18 protein-coding genes are annotated in these 18586 nt (G+C 73.4%); 13 read left to right on the plus strand and 5 right to left on the minus strand.

Features of this window, described 5'->3' with window-relative positions; genetic code table 11:
• Nucleotides 1–30 precede the first annotated feature (30 nt).
• Nucleotides 31–969 carry a LysR family transcriptional regulator gene (locus ACIQU3_RS08105; protein ID WP_403923946.1) on the plus strand — a complete coding sequence of 313 codons (939 nt, stop codon included), beginning with the start codon at nt 31–33 and terminating at the stop codon, nt 967–969.
• A 138-nt stretch (nt 970–1107) separates the two neighbouring features.
• Here the strand turns inward: ACIQU3_RS08105 and ACIQU3_RS08110 are convergent, their stop codons facing one another.
• The 3 genes from ACIQU3_RS08110 to ACIQU3_RS08120 form a co-directional block, all read right to left on the minus strand.
• Nucleotides 1108–1803 (minus strand): gamma-glutamyl-gamma-aminobutyrate hydrolase family protein, encoded by a 696-nt coding sequence (locus tag ACIQU3_RS08110; RefSeq protein ID WP_403924172.1) that lies wholly within the window; start codon nt 1801–1803, stop codon nt 1108–1110.
• Nucleotides 1804–1840: 37 nt separating this feature from the next.
• Nucleotides 1841–3286, minus strand: a complete 1446-nt coding sequence (eat, locus tag ACIQU3_RS08115; RefSeq protein WP_403728725.1) for an ethanolamine permease — start codon at nt 3284–3286, stop codon at nt 1841–1843.
• A 260-nt stretch (nt 3287–3546) separates the two neighbouring features.
• Entirely contained in the window at nt 3547–4284 is a 738-nt protein-coding gene (locus ACIQU3_RS08120; protein ID WP_403728722.1) for a FadR/GntR family transcriptional regulator, read from the minus strand.
• A gap of 98 nt (nt 4285–4382) precedes the next feature.
• Between ACIQU3_RS08120 and ACIQU3_RS08125 the strand changes: the two genes are divergently transcribed.
• From ACIQU3_RS08125 to ACIQU3_RS08140, 4 genes are read left to right on the plus strand one after another with little or no spacing between them, the layout of a single operon-like run.
• Nucleotides 4383–5747, plus strand: a complete 1365-nt coding sequence (locus ACIQU3_RS08125) for a glutamine synthetase family protein (protein ID WP_403728720.1) — start codon at nt 4383–4385, stop codon at nt 5745–5747.
• Nucleotides 5748–5755: 8 nt separating this feature from the next.
• Nucleotides 5756–7129, plus strand: a complete 1374-nt coding sequence (locus ACIQU3_RS08130) for an aldehyde dehydrogenase family protein (protein ID WP_403728718.1) — start codon at nt 5756–5758, stop codon at nt 7127–7129.
• Nucleotides 7126–7911, plus strand: a complete 786-nt coding sequence (locus ACIQU3_RS08135; protein ID WP_403728716.1) for a 3-oxoacyl-ACP reductase — start codon at nt 7126–7128, stop codon at nt 7909–7911. Before ACIQU3_RS08130 ends, ACIQU3_RS08135 begins: the two co-directional genes overlap by 4 nt.
• 48 nt (nt 7912–7959) lie before the next feature.
• Complete coding sequence (locus ACIQU3_RS08140) at nt 7960–8859, plus strand: DUF2510 domain-containing protein (protein ID WP_403924175.1); 900 nt, start codon at nt 7960–7962, stop codon at nt 8857–8859.
• A 15-nt stretch (nt 8860–8874) separates the two neighbouring features.
• Here ACIQU3_RS08140 and ACIQU3_RS08145 read toward each other — a convergent pair whose 3' ends face one another.
• A complete protein-coding gene (locus ACIQU3_RS08145) occupies nt 8875–10077 on the minus strand; it encodes an amino acid deaminase/aldolase (protein ID WP_403923948.1) in 1203 nt (400 codons plus the stop codon).
• 267 nt (nt 10078–10344) lie between these two features.
• On the opposite strand from ACIQU3_RS08145, the gene ACIQU3_RS08150 reads away from it, so the two are divergent.
• The 3 genes from ACIQU3_RS08150 (at nt 10345) to ACIQU3_RS08160 (ending at nt 14144) form a co-directional block, all read left to right on the plus strand.
• Complete coding sequence (locus tag ACIQU3_RS08150) at nt 10345–12102, plus strand: hypothetical protein (protein WP_403923951.1); 1758 nt, start codon at nt 10345–10347, stop codon at nt 12100–12102.
• 5 nt (nt 12103–12107) lie between these two features.
• Nucleotides 12108–13307, plus strand: coding sequence for a type VII secretion-associated serine protease mycosin (gene mycP, locus ACIQU3_RS08155; RefSeq protein ID WP_403729215.1), 1200 nt, complete (start codon nt 12108–12110; stop codon nt 13305–13307).
• Nucleotides 13308–13415: 108 nt separating this feature from the next.
• Nucleotides 13416–14144, plus strand: a complete 729-nt coding sequence (locus ACIQU3_RS08160) for an SseB family protein (protein WP_403728710.1) — start codon at nt 13416–13418, stop codon at nt 14142–14144.
• Between the two features lie 20 nt (nt 14145–14164).
• Here the strand turns inward: ACIQU3_RS08160 and ACIQU3_RS08165 are convergent, their stop codons facing one another.
• Nucleotides 14165–14521: a DUF1844 domain-containing protein gene (locus ACIQU3_RS08165; protein ID WP_062925865.1), complete on the minus strand. Its 357-nt coding sequence runs from the start codon at nt 14519–14521 to the stop codon at nt 14165–14167.
• A 392-nt stretch (nt 14522–14913) separates the two neighbouring features.
• Between ACIQU3_RS08165 and infC the strand changes: the two genes are divergently transcribed.
• From infC to ACIQU3_RS08190, 5 genes are all read left to right on the plus strand, one after another.
• Nucleotides 14914–15552 carry a translation initiation factor IF-3 gene (infC, locus tag ACIQU3_RS08170; protein ID WP_232840736.1) on the plus strand — a complete coding sequence of 213 codons (639 nt, stop codon included), beginning with the start codon at nt 14914–14916 and terminating at the stop codon, nt 15550–15552.
• A 107-nt stretch (nt 15553–15659) separates the two neighbouring features.
• A complete protein-coding gene (gene rpmI / locus ACIQU3_RS08175; protein ID WP_003977225.1) occupies nt 15660–15854 on the plus strand; it encodes a 50S ribosomal protein L35 in 195 nt (64 codons plus the stop codon).
• A gap of 98 nt (nt 15855–15952) precedes the next feature.
• On the plus strand, nt 15953–16336 hold the full coding sequence (gene rplT, locus ACIQU3_RS08180; RefSeq protein ID WP_010045263.1) for a 50S ribosomal protein L20: 384 nt from the start codon (nt 15953–15955) through the stop codon (nt 16334–16336).
• A gap of 87 nt (nt 16337–16423) precedes the next feature.
• Nucleotides 16424–17284, plus strand: coding sequence for a TrmH family RNA methyltransferase (locus ACIQU3_RS08185; RefSeq protein WP_403728707.1), 861 nt, complete (start codon nt 16424–16426; stop codon nt 17282–17284).
• 53 nt (nt 17285–17337) lie between these two features.
• Nucleotides 17338–18489 carry an ATP-binding protein gene (locus ACIQU3_RS08190; RefSeq protein ID WP_403728705.1) on the plus strand — a complete coding sequence of 384 codons (1152 nt, stop codon included), beginning with the start codon at nt 17338–17340 and terminating at the stop codon, nt 18487–18489.
• Nucleotides 18490–18586: the final 97 nt, after the last annotated feature.

Consider the following 18586-nt stretch of genomic DNA (forward strand, 5'->3'; position numbering starts at 1 on the left):
CATGCCTCTATGGCGGCATAAGCTGGGCTTATGAGCAACGCGGATGAGAAGGCCGGGCAGGGTGCGGCCGGGGCGGCCGGGTCCCTGGCGCACCGGGTGCCGGACCTGGGCGGCCTGGAGCTGCTGCTGGCGGTGGCGCGGCTCGGCAGTCTCGGCGGGGCGGCCCGGGAACTGGGCATCACCCAGCCCGCGGCCAGCAGCCGGATCCGGTCGATGGAACGGCAGCTCGGCGTGGCGCTGGTCGACCGGTCGCCCCGCGGGTCCCGGCTGACGGACGCCGGGGCGCTGGTGACGGACTGGGCGCGGCGGATCGTGGAGGCGGCGGAGGCGTTCGACGTGGGGGCGCAGGCGCTGCGCGACCGGCGCGACTCCCGGTTGCGGGTCGCCGCCAGCATGACCATCGCGGAGTACCTGCTGCCCGGCTGGCTGCTCGCCCTGCGCGCGCAGCGGCCCGACACGGCGGTCTCGCTGCACGCGGGGAACTCGGCGGCGGTGGCGGAGCGGCTGCTGTCCGACGAGGCCGATCTGGGGTTCGTGGAGGGTCTTTCGGTGCCGGCCGGTCTCGACTCGGCGGTCATCGCCCATGACCGGCTGATCGTGGTGACCGCGCCGGGGCACGCATGGGCCCGGCGGCGGCGGTCGCTGGCGGCGGAGGAACTGGCGTCGACGCCGCTGATCCTCCGCGAGAAGGGTTCGGGGACGCGGCAGGTGCTGGACGCGGCGCTCGGCGGGCTGGCCCGGCCGCTGATCGAGCTGTCCTCGACGACGGCGGTGAAGGCGGCCGTGGTGAGCGGGGCGGGGCCGGCGGTGCTCAGCGAGCTGGCCGTGGGGGAGGAGCTGGCCATGCGGCGGCTGGTGTCGGTGCCGGTGGAGGGGGTCGCGCTGGCGCGGGATCTGAGGGCGGTGTGGCCGACGGGGCACCGCCCCACAGGCCCGGCGCGGGACCTGCTGTCGCTGACGCGGGGGTAGCGCGGGACCTGCCGTCGCTGACGCGGGGGTAGTTTTCGCCCCGCCGCCCCCACCCGTCCCATCCCCGGGGGCGCTGCCCCTTCGACCCAGCCGGGGGCTGAGCCCCCGGCCCCGGCTTCGGCCTGAACGGCCTCGTCCTCAAACGCCGGACGGGCTGACTCTGCCGGTGCTCGCCGCCTCCACCAGCGCCCCCATCACCCGTACGTCCTCTCCCATCTCCGGATGCCACTGCACCCCCAGCACCCAGCCGGCCGAGGGCAGTTCCACCGCCTCCACCGTGCCGTCCGCCGCGTACGCCGACGGGACGAGGCCCTCGCCCAGGCGGTCCACGGCCTGGTGGTGGTACGTCGGGACGAACGTCTCCTCCGGCACCACCCCCGCGTACAGACTGCCCGGCACCGGCTTCACCGCGTGCCCACCGAAGACGCCCACGACCTCGGCGTGCCCCTCGATGTGCTGCAGGAGCGTCCCGCCGAGAGCGACGTTCAGCAGCTGCATGCCCCGGCAGATCCCCAGCAGCGGCAGCCCCGCGGCCAGCGCCGCCTCGATCAGCGCCAGTTCCCACGCGTCCCGCTCCGGCGCGGGCGGACCCGTCCGCGGCTCGCGCTCGGCCCCGTACCGCACCGGCTCCACGTCCGGACCGCCAGCGATGACCAGGCCGTCCAGCCGGGCCACGGCCTTTGCGGCGTGCCGCGGGTCGTCCGGCGGCAGCATCGCGGCCAGGCCGCCGGCCCGCTGCACCAGCCGCGGGTAGCCCACCGGCAGCAGCGCGGCCTCCAGCTCCCACACGCCCCAGCGCGCACCGGACTCCAGGTAGGTGCTGACCCCGATCAAAGGCCTGGTCACGAGAACTCCCTCACGGTCGGACGGCTCAGTCCCTTGCCAACTCTGCCTCGGCGGCCGCCAGCGCCGCGAACTCCTCCTCGGGCGCCTTCGCCACCAGGTGCTTGCGGCTGTACAGGCCGAAGTAGGCCACGGCCACGGCGTACACCACGAGCGCGATCAGCGCCGCCGTCACGTCCACCAGGAACGTCGCCACCAGCGCGGCGCATGCCAGCACCAGCGCGACCGACGACGTCAGCACACCGCCCGGTGTGCGGTACGGCCGCTCCAGCTCCGGCTCCCTGCGGCGCAGCACGATGTGGGACAGGGACATCAGCGCGTAGGAGATGGTGGCGCCGAAGACGGCGATGTTCAGCATCCGCGCGCCGTTGCCGGAGACCGCCGCCAGCAGGAAGCCGATCGTGCCGGGCACCAGCAGGCCCAGGTAGGGCGCCTTGCGGCGGCTCGTGAGCGACAGGAACCGCGGCAGGTAGCCCGCGCGGGACAGGGCGAACAGCTGGCGCGAGCCTGCGTAGATCAGGGAGAAGAACGACGCCACCAGGCCGGCGAGGCCCGCGTAGTTCACGATCCGGCTCAGGGTCGTCGCCTTGCCGTTCGGCTGGAGCGCCTCGACGAGCGGGTTGCCCGCCTCCTGGACTGCGGCGGAACCGCGTGCCCCGGCCGCCGCGAAGAACGTGACCACCGCCAGCACCACCAGGATGCCCATCGACCAGCGGATCGCCTTGGGCAGCGTACGGGCCGGGTCCTTGGTCTCCTCGGCGGCCAGCGGCACGCCCTCGACGCCGAGGAAGAACCACATGCCGAAGGGGAACGCCGCCCAGATGCCGAGCAGGCCGAACGGCAGCCAGGAGTTGGAACCCGCGGCGGAGGAATCGACCGGGATGTCGTCCAGCGACGCGAAGGAGAAGTCGGGCAGCGCCGCCAGCGCGAACACGATCAGGGCGGCCACGGCGATGCCGGTGACGACGAAACTGAAGCGCAGCGCCTCGCCGACGCCCCACAGATGGATGCCGAGGAAGATCGCGAAGCAGACCAGGTACATCGGCCAGCCGGACTCCAGGCCGAACAGGCCCAGCGACTCGACGTAGTCGCCGATGAAGATGACGATGGCGGCGGGCGCGAGGACGTACTCGATGAGGATCGCCGTGCCGGTCAGGAAGCCGCCCCAGGGGCCGAGCGCCCGCCGGGCGAAGCCGTAGCCGCCGCCCGCCGTGGGCAGGATCGAGGACAGCTCGGCGAGGGCGAAGACCATGCACGCGTACATCGCGCCCATGAGCACCATGGCGATCGCGAGGCCTCCGAAGCCGCCCTCGGCCAGGCCGAAGTTCCAGCCCGAGTAGTCGCCGGAGACGACGTAGGCGACGCCGAGGCCGGTCAGCAGCACCCAGCCGGCGCTGCCGCGGCGCAGCGCTCTGCGCTCCAGATAGTCGTCGCCCTCTGGGGCGGCGGGTGTGAGAGTGGGTTCCTGGGACATAAGCAGACTCCCGACGGGGCGGCGGCGGTCACGGGGGGCGAGCGGGCTCCGACTCAATGGAATGGAGCCATACCTTTGCGGGGCCGGCCCGGGATGGCAAGACCCGTGCGTTAATCGCCCGTAAATCCTCACCGCGCCCGACCGCCGTGCCCGACCGTCGTGCCCGGCCGCCGTGCCCGGCCGCCGTGCCTGATCGCCGTGCCTGATCGCCGTGCCCGACCGCCGTGCCCGACCGTCGCGCCGCCCCGACCGTGCGCGGCTCAGCCGAGGAACCCACGCAGCAGTGCCGCCGTGCCGCCGCAGTGCTCGCGCATGATCTCCCGTGCCTGGTCCGCCTCGCCCTCGATCACCGCCTCCACCAGGGCGGTGTGCTGGCGCTGGGAGTGCTCCAGGTTGCGCACCAGCAGCGGGATGCAGTCGAGCAGGTCGTTGACCGTCGCACGGACGGCCGCGTACTGGGCGGTGAGCGTGGGGGAGCCGGACAACTCGGCGAGTGTGAGGTGCAGCAGTGTGTCCAGGCGGCGGTACTCGGCGAGCGGCGCGTCGTGCGTGCGCGCCAGAGCCTCGCGCAGCCGGTCCGCCTGCTTCTCCTCCAGCCCGTGCGCCGCGCACAGCCCGGCCGCGCCCACCTCCAGCACCTCCCGGAACCGCAGCACGTCCTCTATGTCGACCTCGGCGACCCGGCGCCGCAGCTCGTCCTCGCCGACGGCGTCGGCACGCGGCAGTACGAACGTCCCGCCGTACCGGCCGCGCCGCGATTCGACCAGCCCCTGGTCCTGGAGCACCTTCAGCACCTCGCGCAGCGTCACCCGGCTGATCCCCAGCCGTTCCGCCAGCTCCCGCTCGGCCGGCAGCCGCTCTCCCCCCGGCACCAGACCCAGCCGTACGACCTGGAGGATCTGCTCCAGCGCCTCCTCGAAGCCGTTGCCCGCGCGCACCGGCCGCAGCACCGGCGTCAGCCCGTCCCGCACCTCGCCGCCCCCAGCTTCCTCCGGCATGTGGCCGTACCCCCTTCCCAAGCAATGGTTCTCGGCAATACCTTATGGCTCCCGGCGGATCCAAGGCAGCGGATCCAAGGAGCCTAGGAGGCCTTCCCGTGGCAGACCGCACACCCCCGCTGAGCGTCGAGGAACTGCACACCCTCGTCGCCGGCGGTGAGATCGACACTGTCGTCCTGGCCTTCCCCGACATGCAAGGGCGGCTCCAGGGCAAGCGGTTCGCCGCACGCTTCTTCCTCGACGAAGTCCTCCAGCACGGCACCGAGGGCTGCAACTACCTGCTCGCCGTCGACACCGAGATGAACACCGTCGACGGCTACGCCATGTCCTCGTGGGACCGCGGCTACGGCGACTTCGCCATGCACCCCGACCTCACCACCCTGCGCCGCGTCCCCTGGAACGCGGGCACGGCCATGCTCCACGCCGACCTCGCCTGGAGCGACGGCTCCCCGGTCGTCGCCGCCCCCCGCCAGATCCTGCGCCGCCAGCTGGAGCGCCTCGCCGAACTCGGCTACACCGCCCAGGTCGGCACCGAGCTGGAGTTCATCGTCTTCAAGGACACCTACGAACAGGCCTGGGACGCCGGCTACAAGGGCCTGACCCCGGCCAACCAGTACAACATCGACTACTCGGTCCTCGGCACCGGCCGCATCGAGCCGCTGCTGCGCCGCATCCGCAACGAGATGGCGGGCGCCGGCCTCACCGTCGAGTCCGCCAAGGGCGAGTGCAACCCCGGCCAGCACGAGATCGCCTTCCGCTACGACGAGGCCCTGGTCACTTGCGACCAGCACTCCGTCTACAAGACCGGCGCCAAGGAGATCGCCGCCCAGGAGGGCATGTCGATCACCTTCATGGCCAAGTACAACGAGCGCGAGGGCAACTCCTGTCACATCCACCTCTCGCTCGCCGACGCCGACGGCGGCAACGCCATGGCCGGCGATCTCGAAGGCGGCATGTCCGAGGTCATGCGGCACTTCCTCGCCGGACAGCTCGCCGCCCTGCGCGACTTCTCCCTCCTCTACGCCCCCAACATCAACTCCTACAAGCGGTTCCAGCCCGGCTCCTTCGCCCCCACCGCCGTCGCCTGGGGCCAGGACAACCGCACCTGCGCGTTGCGCGTGGTCGGTCACGGCCGCTCCCTGCGCTTCGAGAACCGCCTGCCCGGCGGCGACGTCAACCCCTACCTCGCCGTCGCCGGGCTGGTCGCGGCCGGTCTGCACGGCATCGAGCAGAAGCTGGAGCTGCCCGACCCCTGTCCCGGCAACGCCTACACCGCCGACCTGGACCACGTCCCCACCACCCTGCGCGAGGCCGCCGAGCTCTGGGAGAACAGCCCCATCGCCCGGGCCGCCTTCGGCGACGAGGTCGTCGCGCACTACCGCAACATGGCGCGCGTCGAACTGGACGCCTACGACGCCGCGGTGACCGACTGGGAGCTGCGCCGCTCCTTCGAACGCATGTGAGGTCCTTCGTGTCTTCCGAGCACCTTCTGGAAGTACTGAACCCCGCGACCGAGGAGGTCGTCGCCGCCGTCGCCGGGGCGAGCCCGGCCGACGTCGACACGGCCGTCACCTGGGCCGCCAGAGCACAGCGGACCTGGGCCGCCCTGCCCCCCGCCGACCGCGCCAGGCTGCTGCGCCGCTTCGCGGCCGTCGTCGACGACCACGTGGAGGAACTGGCCCGCCTGGAGGTCCGCGAGGCCGGCCACCTCATCGGCAACGCCCGCTGGGAGGCCGGCAACGTCCGTGACCTGCTGGACTACGCGGCCGGGGGAGTGGAGCGGCTCACCGGCCGTCAGATCCCGGTCCCCGGTGGCCTGGACGTCACGATCCTCGAACCGCTCGGCGTCGTCGGCGTGATCGCGCCGTGGAACTTCCCCATGCCGATCGCCGCCTGGGGCGCCGCCCCCGCTCTCGCGGCCGGCAACGCCGTCCTCCTCAAGCCCGCGGAGACCACCCCGCTCACCGCGCTGCGCCTGGCCGAACTCGCCCTGGAGGCCGGTCTCCCCGAGCACCTCTTCCAGGTCCTGCCCGGCCGTGGCGACATCACGGGCGACGCCCTGGTCCGCCACCCCGGAGTCGCCAAGATCGTCTTCACCGGCTCCACCCGCACCGGGACACGCGTCGCGGCCCTCGGCGCCGAACAGGTCAAGCCCGTCACCCTCGAACTCGGCGGCAAGAGCCCCAACGTCGTCTTCGCCGACGCCGACCTCAAGACCGCCGTCGACCCCTTCTCCTTCCTGGACAACTCCGGCCAGGACTGCTGCGCCCGCACCCGCATCCTGGTCCAGGAGCAGGTCTACGACGAGGTCCGCGAACTCCTCGCGAAGACCCTGGCCGAGGTGGTGGTGGGCGACCCGGCCGACGAGAAGACCCAGATGGGCCCGCTGATCTCCCGGCAGCAGCTCGACCGGGTCCGCGGCTTCGTGCCCGACGACGCCCCGGCCCTGCGCGGCAGCGCACCCGGGGGCCCGGGCTTCTGGTTCCCGCCGACCGTCCTGACCGGCGAGAGCCCCGACTCGGCGGCGGCCTGCGAGGAGATCTTCGGCCCCGTCGCCGTGCTCCTGCCCTTCACCGACGAGCAGGACGCGATCCGGCTGGCCAACGACACCCCCTACGGCCTCTCCGGCTCCATCTGGACCCGCGACATCGGCCGTGCCCTGCGCGTCTCCCGGGCCGTCCGCGCCGGCAACCTGTCCGTCAACTCCCACGCCAGCGTCCGCTACTGGACCCCGTTCGGCGGCTACAAGCAGTCCGGGGTCGGCCGCGAGCTCGGCCCCGACGCCCTGGCCGCCTTCACCGAAACCAAGAACGTCTTCATCAGCACGGAGGGCCCCGCACAGTGACTGCCCAGGAGAACATCTGCCGCCGTCTGGTCGGCCGTACCGCCGTCGTCACCGGAGCCGGCAGCGGCATCGGCCTCGCCGCGGCCCGCCGCCTCGCCTCCGAGGGCGCCCACGTCGTCTGCGGCGACGTCGACGACGCCCGCGGCAAGGCTGCCGCCGAGGAGGTCGGCGGCACCTTCGTGAAGGTCGACGTCACCGACCCCGAGCAGGTCGAGGCCCTCTTCCAGACCGCCTACGACACCTACGGCAGCGTCGACATCGCCTTCAACAACGCCGGCATCTCCCCTCCCGACGACGACTCCATCCTGGAGACCGGCCTGGACGCCTGGAAGCGGGTCCAGGAGGTCAACCTCACCTCCGTCTATCTCTGCTGCAAGGCCGCCATCCCCTACATGCAGCGCCAGGGCCGGGGCTCGATCATCAACACGGCGTCCTTCGTCGCAAGGATGGGCGCGGCCACCTCCCAGATCTCGTACACGGCATCCAAGGGCGGCGTGCTCGCCATGTCCCGGGAACTGGGCGTGCAGTTCGCCCGCGAGGGCATCCGCGTGAACGCCCTCTGCCCGGGCCCGGTCAACACCCCGCTCCTCCAGGAACTGTTCGCCAAGGACCCGGAGCGCGCCGCGCGCCGCCTGGTGCACATCCCGCTGGGCCGGTTCGCCGAGGCCGAGGAGATCGCCGCCGCGGTGGCGTTCCTGGCCAGCGACGACTCCTCGTTCGTGAACGCCACCGACTTCCTGGTCGACGGCGGGATCGCGGGGGCGTACGTCACACCCCTGTAGGCAAGGGCCCGGACGGTGCGGGTCGCGCCCTACAGTGCCGGGATGAGCATGACGCCGCCGCCCGGCTGGTACCCCGACCCGCACGCCCCCCACCGGCAGCGCTGGTGGGACGGCACGGCCTGGACCGAGCACCGCAGCGCGCCCGGGGCCCCCGCCGCCCCGCAGCCGGGCGGCGGTACCGGCCGGACGAAGGCGATCGCCGTGACCGCGGCAGCCACCGTCCTGGTCGCGGCGATCGTCACCGGCGCCCTAGCCCTGAACGGGGGCGACGGCGGCGGCACGGAGCCCAGGACGGCCCCGGCCTCCGCCCCCGGGGCCACGCCCGGCTCGCCGGAGCCGACCCCCGCGGCGTCCACGCCGAAGCCGTCGGCGGACGACCCCGCCGTCGTCGAGGACCAGCTCAACGGCATCACGTTCCCGCTGCTCGACGGCTGGGTCCGCCCGCAGCACGTCGCCCAGGACGACGTCGTCATGACCACCGACGGCACCTACGACTGCCCCGCCGGCGTGGGTCTGTGCCGCCACGGCATGGTCTTCTCCCGCACGGTGACCGAGAACGACGAGAAGTCCCCCGAGGTCCTCGCCAAGGCCGACATCTCCGAGGCGGCCGACGAGGCCTACGACCGCGACAGCCTCGGCCGCGAGCTCTACGGCGGCATCACGTCGCACCAGGTCGTCAAGTCCGGGCCGGTCGCGGTGGCGGGCCGCGCCGGGTACCTCGTGCGCTGGCGCGTCACGACCGCCAAGGGGCCCGGCGGCCACGTCCAGTCGCTCGTCTTCCCCTCCAGCGTCGGCACCGAGTCACCCGTCCTCGTCCGTTACGTCTTCGACGCGGGCGAGGACGGGCCGCCGCTCGCCGACATGGACCGCATCACCAAGGGCATCCGCCCGTTCGGCGACGCGGACACGGGCGGCGGCGTGGGCAGCAGCATCGGCCCCACGGACTGACGCGCCCCGCGGCCCTCAGACGAACGTGTGGCCCTCGCCGCGGTAGGTCGGCACCGTCGCCGTCACCGCGTCGCCCTCCACCAGGTGCAGCGCGTCGAACCGCTCGCACAGCTCACCGGCCTTCGCGTGCCGGAACCACACCTTGTCGCCGATCAGCAGATCGTCCGCCGGCGAGCCCAGCAGCGGCGTCTGCACCTCGCCGGCGCCCTCCTGCGGGTCGTAGCGCAGCCCCTCGGGCAGATACGGCACGGGCGACCGGTCGGGTCCGGCCGCACCCGAGGCGGGATACCCGCCGCCCAGGACCGTCACCACGCCCACCCCCGGCCGCCGCACCACCGGCTGGGCGAAGAGGGCCGCCGGACGGCCGCTGAACGACGTGTAGTTGTCGAACAGACGTGGCACGTACAGCCCCGACCCGGCGGCGATCTCGGTCACCGCGTCCTCGGCCGCCGTGTGCTGCACCGAGCCGGTGCCTCCGCCGTTGACGAACTCCAGCCCCGGCACGACGGCCCGTACCGCGCGCACCACCTCCGCACGACGCTCGGCCAGTTCACGCTTGGCTGCGGCCTGCATCAACCGGATGGCGCGGGACCGCAGCGGCCGTCCCGCCACCGCGTCACCGACCCCGGCGACGTGCCCCTCGTACGCCATGATCCCCACGACCTCGAAGCCGGGCCGCCGGGCAACGGCCCGTGCCACGTCGGCGACCTCGGCGGGGGAGTGCAGCGGTGAGCGCCGGGCCCCGACCCGCACCCGCCCGCCTAGCAGCTTCAGCGAGGTGTCCAACTCCAGGCACACCCGCACCACTTCACGCCCACCGCCCCGGGAGGCGTCGATCAGATCCAGCTGGGCGACGTCGTCCACCATGACCGTCACAGCGGCCGCGAGCTTGGGATCACCCGCGAGTTCGGCGTAGCCGGCACGGTCGGCGGACGGGTAGGCGAGCAGTACGTCGTCGAACCCCGACCGGGCCAGCCACAGCGACTCGGCGAGCGTGAACGACATGATCCCCGCGAAGCCGTCCCGGGCCAGGACGCGTTCCAGCAGCGCCCGGCAGCGCACGGACTTGCTGGCGACCCGGACGGGCTTGCCCCCGGCACGGCGCACCAGGTCGGCGGCGTTGGCGTCGAAGGCCTCGAGATCCACGATCGCGAGAGGAGCGTCGAGATGGGCGGTGGCCCGGTCGTAACGGGCCCGGTCGGAGGCGCGCGCAGTCATGAACGCAGCCTGCCAGACCCGATTACCGCAGGGTAGGGGGACGTTCCGGGCAGATGCCCCGCCGTCGCGGACTGGTTCCCGTTCGCCCAGGAACAAGCCGTAGAGTGACGCGCACGTACGGCGGAATGCGCCGGCCGGGAATCCGAGCCGGGATGACGCTCCGTCCGTACGGGTATCTGTGCCCGGGACGACTGTGTGCCGGGCCTCGGGCAGGACGACACCGGCCCGCGCGAGACGAGCGGCCCGGGACGCGGAAACGGGGGGTGCATGAGCACGGAAGCGCAGCGCGCCTCTTTCCCCCCACGCCCCGCCACCCCGCCCCGTCCGTCGCACCCCCCGGCCACGCCCCAGGCCCCGGCGCAGGACGGGCGCGAGACGGCGGGCACGTCCTCCGGCACCACGACGGCCCCGGAAGCCGCATCCGCCGGGACGGCCGCGGGCACGGACGGCGAGAAACCCTCCGGCAGGCCGAACGGCCACCCCCGGTTCCCGAGCCTCGGCGCCACGAAGCCCGGTGACGCCGCACCCCGGCGCACCGAGTCCGCCGCACCGCCCCCGCCCCGCGCCTCCACCCGCTTCCCCGACGCGCCGCCGAGCGCCGGCCGCGCCTCACACCCGGCCCCGCACACGCCGTCCGGTTCGGTCGGCGCGACCCGCCCCGAACCGAGCAGGCCTTCCACGGGCGGAACCGGCCCCGAGCCGAGCAGGCCCTCCACCTCCCCGGCATCGGATTCCGCCCCTCCGCGGCCGCGTCACCTCCCTGCACCGGAGTCCTCCGCGGGGGCCCCGCCGGAGGCGGCCGGCCGGCCGTTCCGTCTCTCCGCGCCCGGCCGTCCGGACGCGTCGGCCGGGGCGCACGCGGAGTCGGCCGGCCGGCCGTTCCGCCTCCCCACGCCCCGCCGCACCGGCACCCCCGGCGAGCGCACGTCCGAGACGACAGCAGGACTGCTCCCCGCAGACCCGGCACCGGACGAGCCCGCGGCACCCTCCGGCCGCCCCGCCGCGCGGACGACGACGGCGGCGCCCCACGGCTCCGCGCGCCCCACCACCCCGCCGCGCCCCGCCCACGAGCCGTCCGTACCGGCCGGCACCGACCCGGGCACCACCGCCGGGCGGGGCCTGCGCGTACCCCCGGCGCCCGACCGGCGGCCCGCACCACCGCGCACCCCCGCCCCCGACCCCGCACTGTCCTGGAGCGCCACGCGCCCCCTGGTGTCGTTCGGGGAGCCCGAGGGCTACGACGCTGACGCGCGGCCCCGTCCGCTCGGACGGCGCACGGCACCCCGGGCCGCCGCGGCCGCCGTCTGCCTCGTGCTCGGCCTCGGCCTCATCTCCGGTGCGGCCACCGGCAGCTGGCTCGTCGGGGACTCCGGCGCGGAGGGCTCGCCCGGCACCTTCGCCGCCGCCGGAAGCCTCTGGCACCGCGTCCCGGTCGACCAGCTGTTCCCGCCCACCGTGCAGGGCCGGGGCGCCGGCCCCGGCGGAGCGGACCGCACCTGGACCCGGATCGCCGTCGCCCCGGACACCGGCTGCAAGGACGCCTTCGACCCGCTGCTGCGCAAGGCCCTCGCGCCCGCCGGCTGCGAACGCCTGCTGCGCGCCACCTACACCGACGCCACCGAGAGCTACGTGACCACCGTCGGCCTGCTCTTCACCACGGCCGACGCCCCCGGCATGACCGCCCTCGCGAACCGTTTCCGCAAGGAACGCCTGGACCGCCGCAACGACCTGATGCCCCTGCCGTACGCCGCGAAGGGCACACCGGCCGCGGACTTCGGCGCCCGGCAGCGCGCGTCCTGGACCGTCTCCGTGCTCACCGAGGCCCCCGTCGTCGTCTACGCCGTCTCCGGCTGGGCCGACGGCCGCACCGTCGACGACCCCCAGCCCGCCAGCGACGCCGTCGAGGCCGACACCGGCACCGCCGCCGCCCAGGCCGGCCTCGGCAACGAGGCACAGGGCCTCGCCGACCGCGTCGAACGCGACTTCCGCAAAAACGTCCGCTCGGCCTCGGAGCAGCCCTCGTGACCGCCGTGCCCACCCCGGACGGGGGACACCCGCGCACCCGGTCCCGGACGGCCAAAGCCCTGTGCGCCCTGCTCACGGCCGGTCTGGTCCTCCTCCCCACCGCCACCGCCCGGGCCGACGGCATCCGCGCCCAGCAGTGGGCCCTGGACGCCATGCACACCCAGGAGGCCTGGCAGACCACGAAGGGCCGCGGCATCACCGTCGCCGTCCTGGACACCGGCGTCGAGGCCGACCACCCCGACCTCGTCGGCAACGTCCTCCCCGGCAAGGACCTGGTCCGCTTCGGCGCCGAGCCCGGGGACCGCGCCTGGGCCCGCCACGGCACCGCCATGGCCGGGATCATCGCCGGCCACGGGCACGGCCCGGGTGACGCCGACGGCGTCATCGGCATCGCTCCCGAGGCGAAGATCCTCCCCGTCCGCGTGATCCTGGAGGACGGCGACCCCTCCCGGGCCAAGGCCCGCAGCACCCGCGGCAACGCCCTCGCCGAGGGCATCCGATGGGCCGCCGACCACGGCGCCGACGTCATCAACCTCTCCCTCGGCGACGACTCCGCCTCCGCCCACCCCGAACCCACCGAGGACCAGGCCATCCAGTACGCCCTGGACAAGGGCGTGGCCGTCGTCGCCTCCGCGGGCAACGGCGGCGAGAAGGGGGACCACATCTCCTACCCGGCCGCCTACCCGGGCGTCATCGCCGCCACGGCCGTCGACCGCGCCGGAACCCGTGCCTCCTTCTCCACCCGCCGCTGGTACGCCACCGTCAGCGCGCCGGGCGTCGACGTCGTCATCGCCGACCCCGACCACAAGTACTACGAGGGCTGGGGCACCAGCGCCGCCGCCGCCTTCGTCTCCGGCGCCGTGGCCCTGGTCAAGGCGGCCCACCCCCGCCTGCAACCGGCCCAGATCAAGTCCCTCCTGGAGGACACCGCCCGCAACGCCCCCACCGGCGGCCGGGACGACTCCCGGGGCTACGGCTTCATCGACCCGGCGGCCGCCATCCGGCAGGCCGCCCGTATCGAGCCGAAGGAGCTGAAGCCGGCGGCGTACGGGGCGGAGTACTTCGGCCCGGGCCCCGACGGGCCGGGGCCGGACGACGGCCCGTCCGGCTGGGCCGCCTGGCTCGCGGGCGGTACCGGCTGCGTCCTGCTGGTCGCGGCGGTGGTCGTCTGGCGGGGACGGCGCGAGGACCACACCGGCTTCTAGCGCCACGGCACCGGCCCCCTCACCTCATCGCGTGCCCCGCCGCCGTACCCGCGAGGGCGCCCGGGGGCGGGCGAGGGCCGCGTCCGGCTCCCGATAGGCTCGACGACCGTGGCGAACAAGAACATCCCGGACTCCGGCTTCTCCGACGACGACGGCTCCGCCGACCCCCGGCTGAGCGCGGCTCTCGCCGCCTGGTCGGAGGACCGGGGCGCGTTGGGCCGGGTCCTCGCCGCCCTCAAGGACGCCCGGCTGCTCGTGCCCGTCGTGGCGGTGCTCGGCGAGGTCGAGGAGGACGAGAACGGGCTGCGCCGGGAGAAGACCAGCGACATGGCCGTGCCCACCCTCAAGGCCGGCGACCGCACCGCCCTGCCCGCCTTCACCTCCACGGACTCCCTCGCCCGCTGGGATCCGCAGGCCCGCCCCGTCGCCGTACCGCTGCACCAGGCCCTCCAGGCGGCCGCGCACGAGAAGGCCGACACGATCGTGCTCGACCTGGCCGGGCCGGTGCCCTTCGAGCTGACCGGCCCCGCCCTGCTCGCCCTCGCCGAGGGCCGCGCGAGCACCGACCCGCTCGCCGACCCGGCCGTCGTCGAGGCCGTACGGGAAGCCGTCGCCGCCGAGCCGGCCGTGCTGCGCGCCCACCTCGGCCCCGGACAGGCCGACGGCACCTTGGCCCTGGTCCTGGACCCGTCCGCGGCCCCGGCCGAAGCCGCCCGCGCGGTCGCCCGGCGGCTCGCCGCCGACGAAACACTGAGGGCCCGCCTGGTGCGCGGCCTCGACCTGGCACTCCTGCCGGCCGAGGCGACGCCACCGGGCGAGCCCCTGTTCGTGCGCTGAGGCGCGGGTCAGGCCACCGACTAGCCGTAGACCGGGCCGGTGTACTTCTCGCCCGGTCCCTGGCCCGGCTCGTCCGGGACGAGCGAGGCCTCACGGAACGCCAGCTGCAGCGACTTCAGGCCGTCGCGCAGGGGAGCCGCGTGGAAGGAGCTGATCTCGGTCGCGGTGGCGTCCAGCAGACCGGCCAGGGCGTGCACCAGCTTGCGGGCCTCGTCCAGGTCCTTGTGCTTCTCGCCCTCCTCGGTCAGGCCGAGCTTCACGGCGGCGGCGCTCATCAGGTTGACGGCGACCGTCACGATCACCTCGACCGCCGGGACCTCGGCGATGTCACGGGCCATGGCGTCGAAGTCGGGGGACTCAGGAGGGGTCTCACTCATGCCCCACACGATAGGCGCAGGGAGCGGCCGGACCCCACGTGACCCCGGCCCGTCCCAATTGGCCGTTCCCGGGCACTGCTGGTAATCTCGTGTAACGACCGGTCGGACACGTGTGCCTCACAGCCCACGCGACCGACCCACAAGTGGAGGCTTTCGAACTCCCACCCGATCACCCTCAGGGCGGCGGGTCACCGGTCAGGCGGTCCCGTCCCAGCGGCGGCGATCCGTCCGAAAGCGTGCCCCGCGTCCCGCGGCGGTGCTCCGGTAGTTCGAGGAGCCCCGCCTGGGATCGTCCGGGGCATTTTTGTTGCTTCGGCGCGGTTAGGTCTATCGATACAAGACGTTACGCGGCCGTCCGCCAGACCGTCGCGTGGTGCTACCGAGGAGGATCCATCAGCGCCGAGCCCCGCATCAACGACCGGATTCGCGTTCCCGAGGTGCGACTTGTCGGTCCCAGTGGCGAGCAGGTGGGCATCGTCCCCCTGGCCAAGGCACTGGAGCTTGCGCAGGAGTACGACCTGGACCTGGTCGAGGTCGCGGCGAACGCCCGTCCGCCCGTGTGCAAGCTCATGGACTACGGGAAGTTCAAGTACGAGTCGGCCATGAAGGCCCGTGAGGCGCGCAAGAACCAGGCGCACACGGTCATCAAGGAGATGAAGCTCCGGCCGAAGATCGACCCGCACGACTATGACACCAAGAAGGGTCACGTCGTCCGGTTCCTCAAGCAGGGCGACAAGGTCAAGATCACGATCATGTTCCGTGGTCGCGAGCAGTCCCGTCCCGAGCTGGGCTACCGACTGCTGCAGCGTCTCGCGGAGGACGTCCAGGACCTCGGATTCGTCGAGTCGAACCCGAAGCAGGACGGCCGGAACATGATCATGGTTCTCGGTCCGCACAAGAAGAAGACCGAGGCGATGGCCGAGGCTCGCCAGGCGCAGGAAGCCCGCAAGGCGGAAGCGAAGGCCAACCCCGGCAAGTCGCAGAACGCCGCGGACGCCGAGGCGCCGGCCGAGGAGCCCGCCGAGGCGTGACCCCCGGGACGCGAGTCCCAGGAAGCAACCGAAACAAGACGACGCTCCACCGTGCCCGGTTTCGCGACCGGGCACCGGAGCGCCACCGACGAGGAGAGAACGGCGCTATGCCGAAGAACAAGTCGCACAGCGGTGCCAGCAAGCGCTTCAAGATCACCGGCTCCGGCAAGGTGCTGCGCGAGCGCGCCGGCAAGCGCCACCTGCTCGAGCACAAGTCGTCCCGTGTGACGCGTCGCCTCACCGGCAACGCCGAGATGGCCCCGGGCGACGCCGCGAAGATCAAGAAGCTTCTCGGCAAGTGACGTTCCGGCGCGTGAGCGCCGGACGCACGCAGGACCGGGACCCAATCGATTTCGGGTCGTGTGAGCACCCCCACGACCCCGCTACAAGGAGTTAACAAGTGGCACGCGTCAAGCGGGCAGTCAACGCCCACAAGAAGCGCCGGGCGATCCTCGAGCAGGCCTCCGGCTACCGCGGTCAGCGCTCGCGCCTGTACCGCAAGGCCAAGGAGCAGGTCACCCACTCGCTGGTCTACAACTACAACGACCGCAAGAAGCGCAAGGGTGACTTCCGTCAGCTGTGGATCCAGCGCATCAACGCCGCTGCCCGCGCCAACGGCATGACCTACAACCGCTTCATCCAGGGTCTGAAGGCCGCCAACATCGAGGTCGACCGCAAGATCCTGGCCGAGCTGGCCGTCAACGACGCCGGTGCGTTCGCCGCCCTCGTCGAGGTCGCCCAGAAGGCGCTGCCGAGCGACGTGAACGCGCCGAAGGCTGCGTGACGCCGGCTCGAAGCCGATGTGACTGAAGGACCCGCAGGCCGGACGGTCTGCGGGTCCTGCTGTGCAGCAACCGAGAAAGCGAACAGGATGCCCCCTGCCACCCCCGAGCTCATCTCCCCCCGCTCACCCCGCGTCCTGGCCGCGCGGCGGCTGGCCAAGCGGAACTTCCGGGGGAAGGACCGGCTGTTCCTGGCCGAGGGGCCGCAGGCCGTGCGCGAGGCCGCGGGGCACCGCACCGACGCCGGGGCCACGCTCGTGGAGCTGTTCACGACGCGGGACGCCGCAGAGCGCCACGCCGACATCGTGGGGGCCGCCCGGGACGCCGGAGCCCGCGTGCACCTCGCCGCCGAGCAGGTCGTCGCCGACATCTCCACCACCGTCACCCCGCAGGGCCTCGTCGGCGTCTGCCGGTTCCTGGACACCCCGTTCCGGGAGATCCTCGCGGCCCGGCCCCGGCTCGTCGCCCTGCTCGCCAACGTCCGCGACCCCGGCAACGCCGGGACCGTGCTGCGCTGCGCCGACGCCGCGGGCGCCGAGGCCGTCGTGCTGACCGACGCCTCCGTCGACGTGTACAACCCCAAGGCCGTCCGCGCCTCCGTCGGCTCCCTGTTCCACCTGCCCGTCGCCGTCGGCGTCCCCGTGGAGCAGGCCGTGGACGCACTGCGGGACGCCGGTGTCCGGATCCTCGCCGCCGACGGGGCCGGCGACCGCGACCTCGACGACGAACTCGACAAGGGCACCATGGGCGGACCCACCGCCTGGGTCTTCGGCAACGAGGCCTGGGGGCTCCCGGAGGAGACCCGCGCCCTCACGGACGCCGTCGTGCGCGTCCCGATCCACGGGAAGGCCGAGAGCCTGAACCTCGCCACCGCCGCCGCCGTATGTCTCTATGCGTCGGCGCGTGCACAGCGCGCCTCCGGAGGGTGCCGCTCCGTCACCGGGAACTAGTAGGGTGACCAGCTCAGGACCCCTCTGCGGAGCCTTGGAGGTGGGGTACGGGGATGAGCGTCGGCACGAGCAGCGCACCGGGAGCCCAGGACGCCGGGTACCCGCCCGCCGCGTCCCGGCCGCCCGGTGACCACGCCGGCCTCGGCATCGACCCCGACCAGCTGCCGGACGGGCTCGTCGTCGCCGACGAGCAGGGCCGCGTCATCTGCTTCAACGCGGCCGCCGAGCGCATCACCGCCGTCCGCGCCCGCGACGCCCTCGGACAGCGCCTGGAGAAGGCCCTGCCGTTAGAGGACCTCGAGGGCCGCCGCTGGTGGCAGCTGACCGACCCCTACGGCGGGCTCGCCATCCGCGTCGGACAGCCCGAGCGCAATCTGCTCCTGCCCGGCGGCCGCGAGGTGCTGGTCTGCGCGCGCTACGTCCGCACCCGGCCCACCGGACCCCTCCGGCGCCTTGTCGTCACCCTGCGCGACACCGAGGCCCGCCGCCGCACCGAGCGCAGCCACGCCGAGCTGATCGCCACCGTCGCCCACGAACTGCGCTCCCCGCTCACGTCCGTCAAGGGCTTCACCGCCACCCTGCTCGCCAAGTGGGAACGCTTCACCGACGACCAGAAGCGGCTGATGCTGGAGACTGTCGACGCCGACGCCGACCGGGTCACCCGGCTCATCGCCGAGCTGCTCGACATCTCCCGGATCGACTCCGGCCGCCTGGAGGTGCGCCGCCAGCCCGTCGACATCGGCGCCGCCGTCGGACGGCACATCCAGGCCTACGTCGCCGCCGGGCAGCCCGCCGACCGGTTCCTGCTGCGCGTCCAGCAGCCGCTGCCCGATCTGTGGGCCGACCCCGACAAGATCGACCAGGTGCTCAGCAACCTGCTGGAAAATGCCGTGCGGCACGGCGAGGGAACTGTCACGATCGACGTCACGGCCACGGCGTCCCTCCGTGAGGGCGAGTACGCCGAGAACGCAGCCACGTCGGTCACGGTGAGCGACGAGGGGCCCGGCATCCCGGAGGAGTCCATGAACCGCGTCTTCACCCGCTTCTGGCGGGGCAGCAAGCGCGGCGGGACGGGCCTCGGGCTCTACATCGTCAAGGGCATCGTCGAAGCCCACGGCGGCACCATCACGGTCGGCCGGGCCCCCGGCGCCGGCGCCGAGTTCCGATTTACGTTGCCCGTGAGCGCTCCGGCCTATCTCGCCTGAGCCCCGCGGGCGCATTCGCACACCTGAGGGCCCCCTCCCGGACCGGGCGTCCTGGAGGGGCCCTCCACCCCGTTAGACTCGGCCATTGGCACCTTTG

The sequence above is a fragment of the Streptomyces sp. NPDC101110 genome (assembly GCF_044759525.1).
Lineage (GTDB): Bacteria > Actinomycetota > Actinomycetes > Streptomycetales > Streptomycetaceae > Streptomyces.

Excerpts from the sequence above, each read along its gene's own strand:
- ACIQU3_RS08105 (WP_403923946.1), top strand. The coding sequence starts at position 31 with ATGAGCAACGCGGATGAGAAGGCCGGGCAGGGTGCGGCCGGGGCGGCC.
- eat (WP_403728725.1), bottom strand. The coding sequence starts at position 3,286 with ATGTCCCAGGAACCCACTCTCACACCCGCCGCCCCAGAGGGCGACGAC.
- ACIQU3_RS08120 (WP_403728722.1), bottom strand. The coding sequence starts at position 4,284 with ATGCCGGAGGAAGCTGGGGGCGGCGAGGTGCGGGACGGGCTGACGCCG.
- ACIQU3_RS08140 (WP_403924175.1), top strand. The coding sequence starts at position 7,960 with ATGACGCCGCCGCCCGGCTGGTACCCCGACCCGCACGCCCCCCACCGG.
- ACIQU3_RS08145 (WP_403923948.1), bottom strand. The coding sequence starts at position 10,077 with ATGACTGCGCGCGCCTCCGACCGGGCCCGTTACGACCGGGCCACCGCC.
- ACIQU3_RS08150 (WP_403923951.1), top strand. The coding sequence starts at position 10,345 with ATGAGCACGGAAGCGCAGCGCGCCTCTTTCCCCCCACGCCCCGCCACC.
- ACIQU3_RS08165 (WP_062925865.1), bottom strand. The coding sequence starts at position 14,521 with ATGAGTGAGACCCCTCCTGAGTCCCCCGACTTCGACGCCATGGCCCGT.
- rpmI (WP_003977225.1), top strand. The coding sequence starts at position 15,660 with ATGCCGAAGAACAAGTCGCACAGCGGTGCCAGCAAGCGCTTCAAGATC.
- ACIQU3_RS08185 (WP_403728707.1), top strand. The coding sequence starts at position 16,424 with ATGCCCCCTGCCACCCCCGAGCTCATCTCCCCCCGCTCACCCCGCGTC.
- ACIQU3_RS08190 (WP_403728705.1), top strand. The coding sequence starts at position 17,338 with ATGAGCGTCGGCACGAGCAGCGCACCGGGAGCCCAGGACGCCGGGTAC.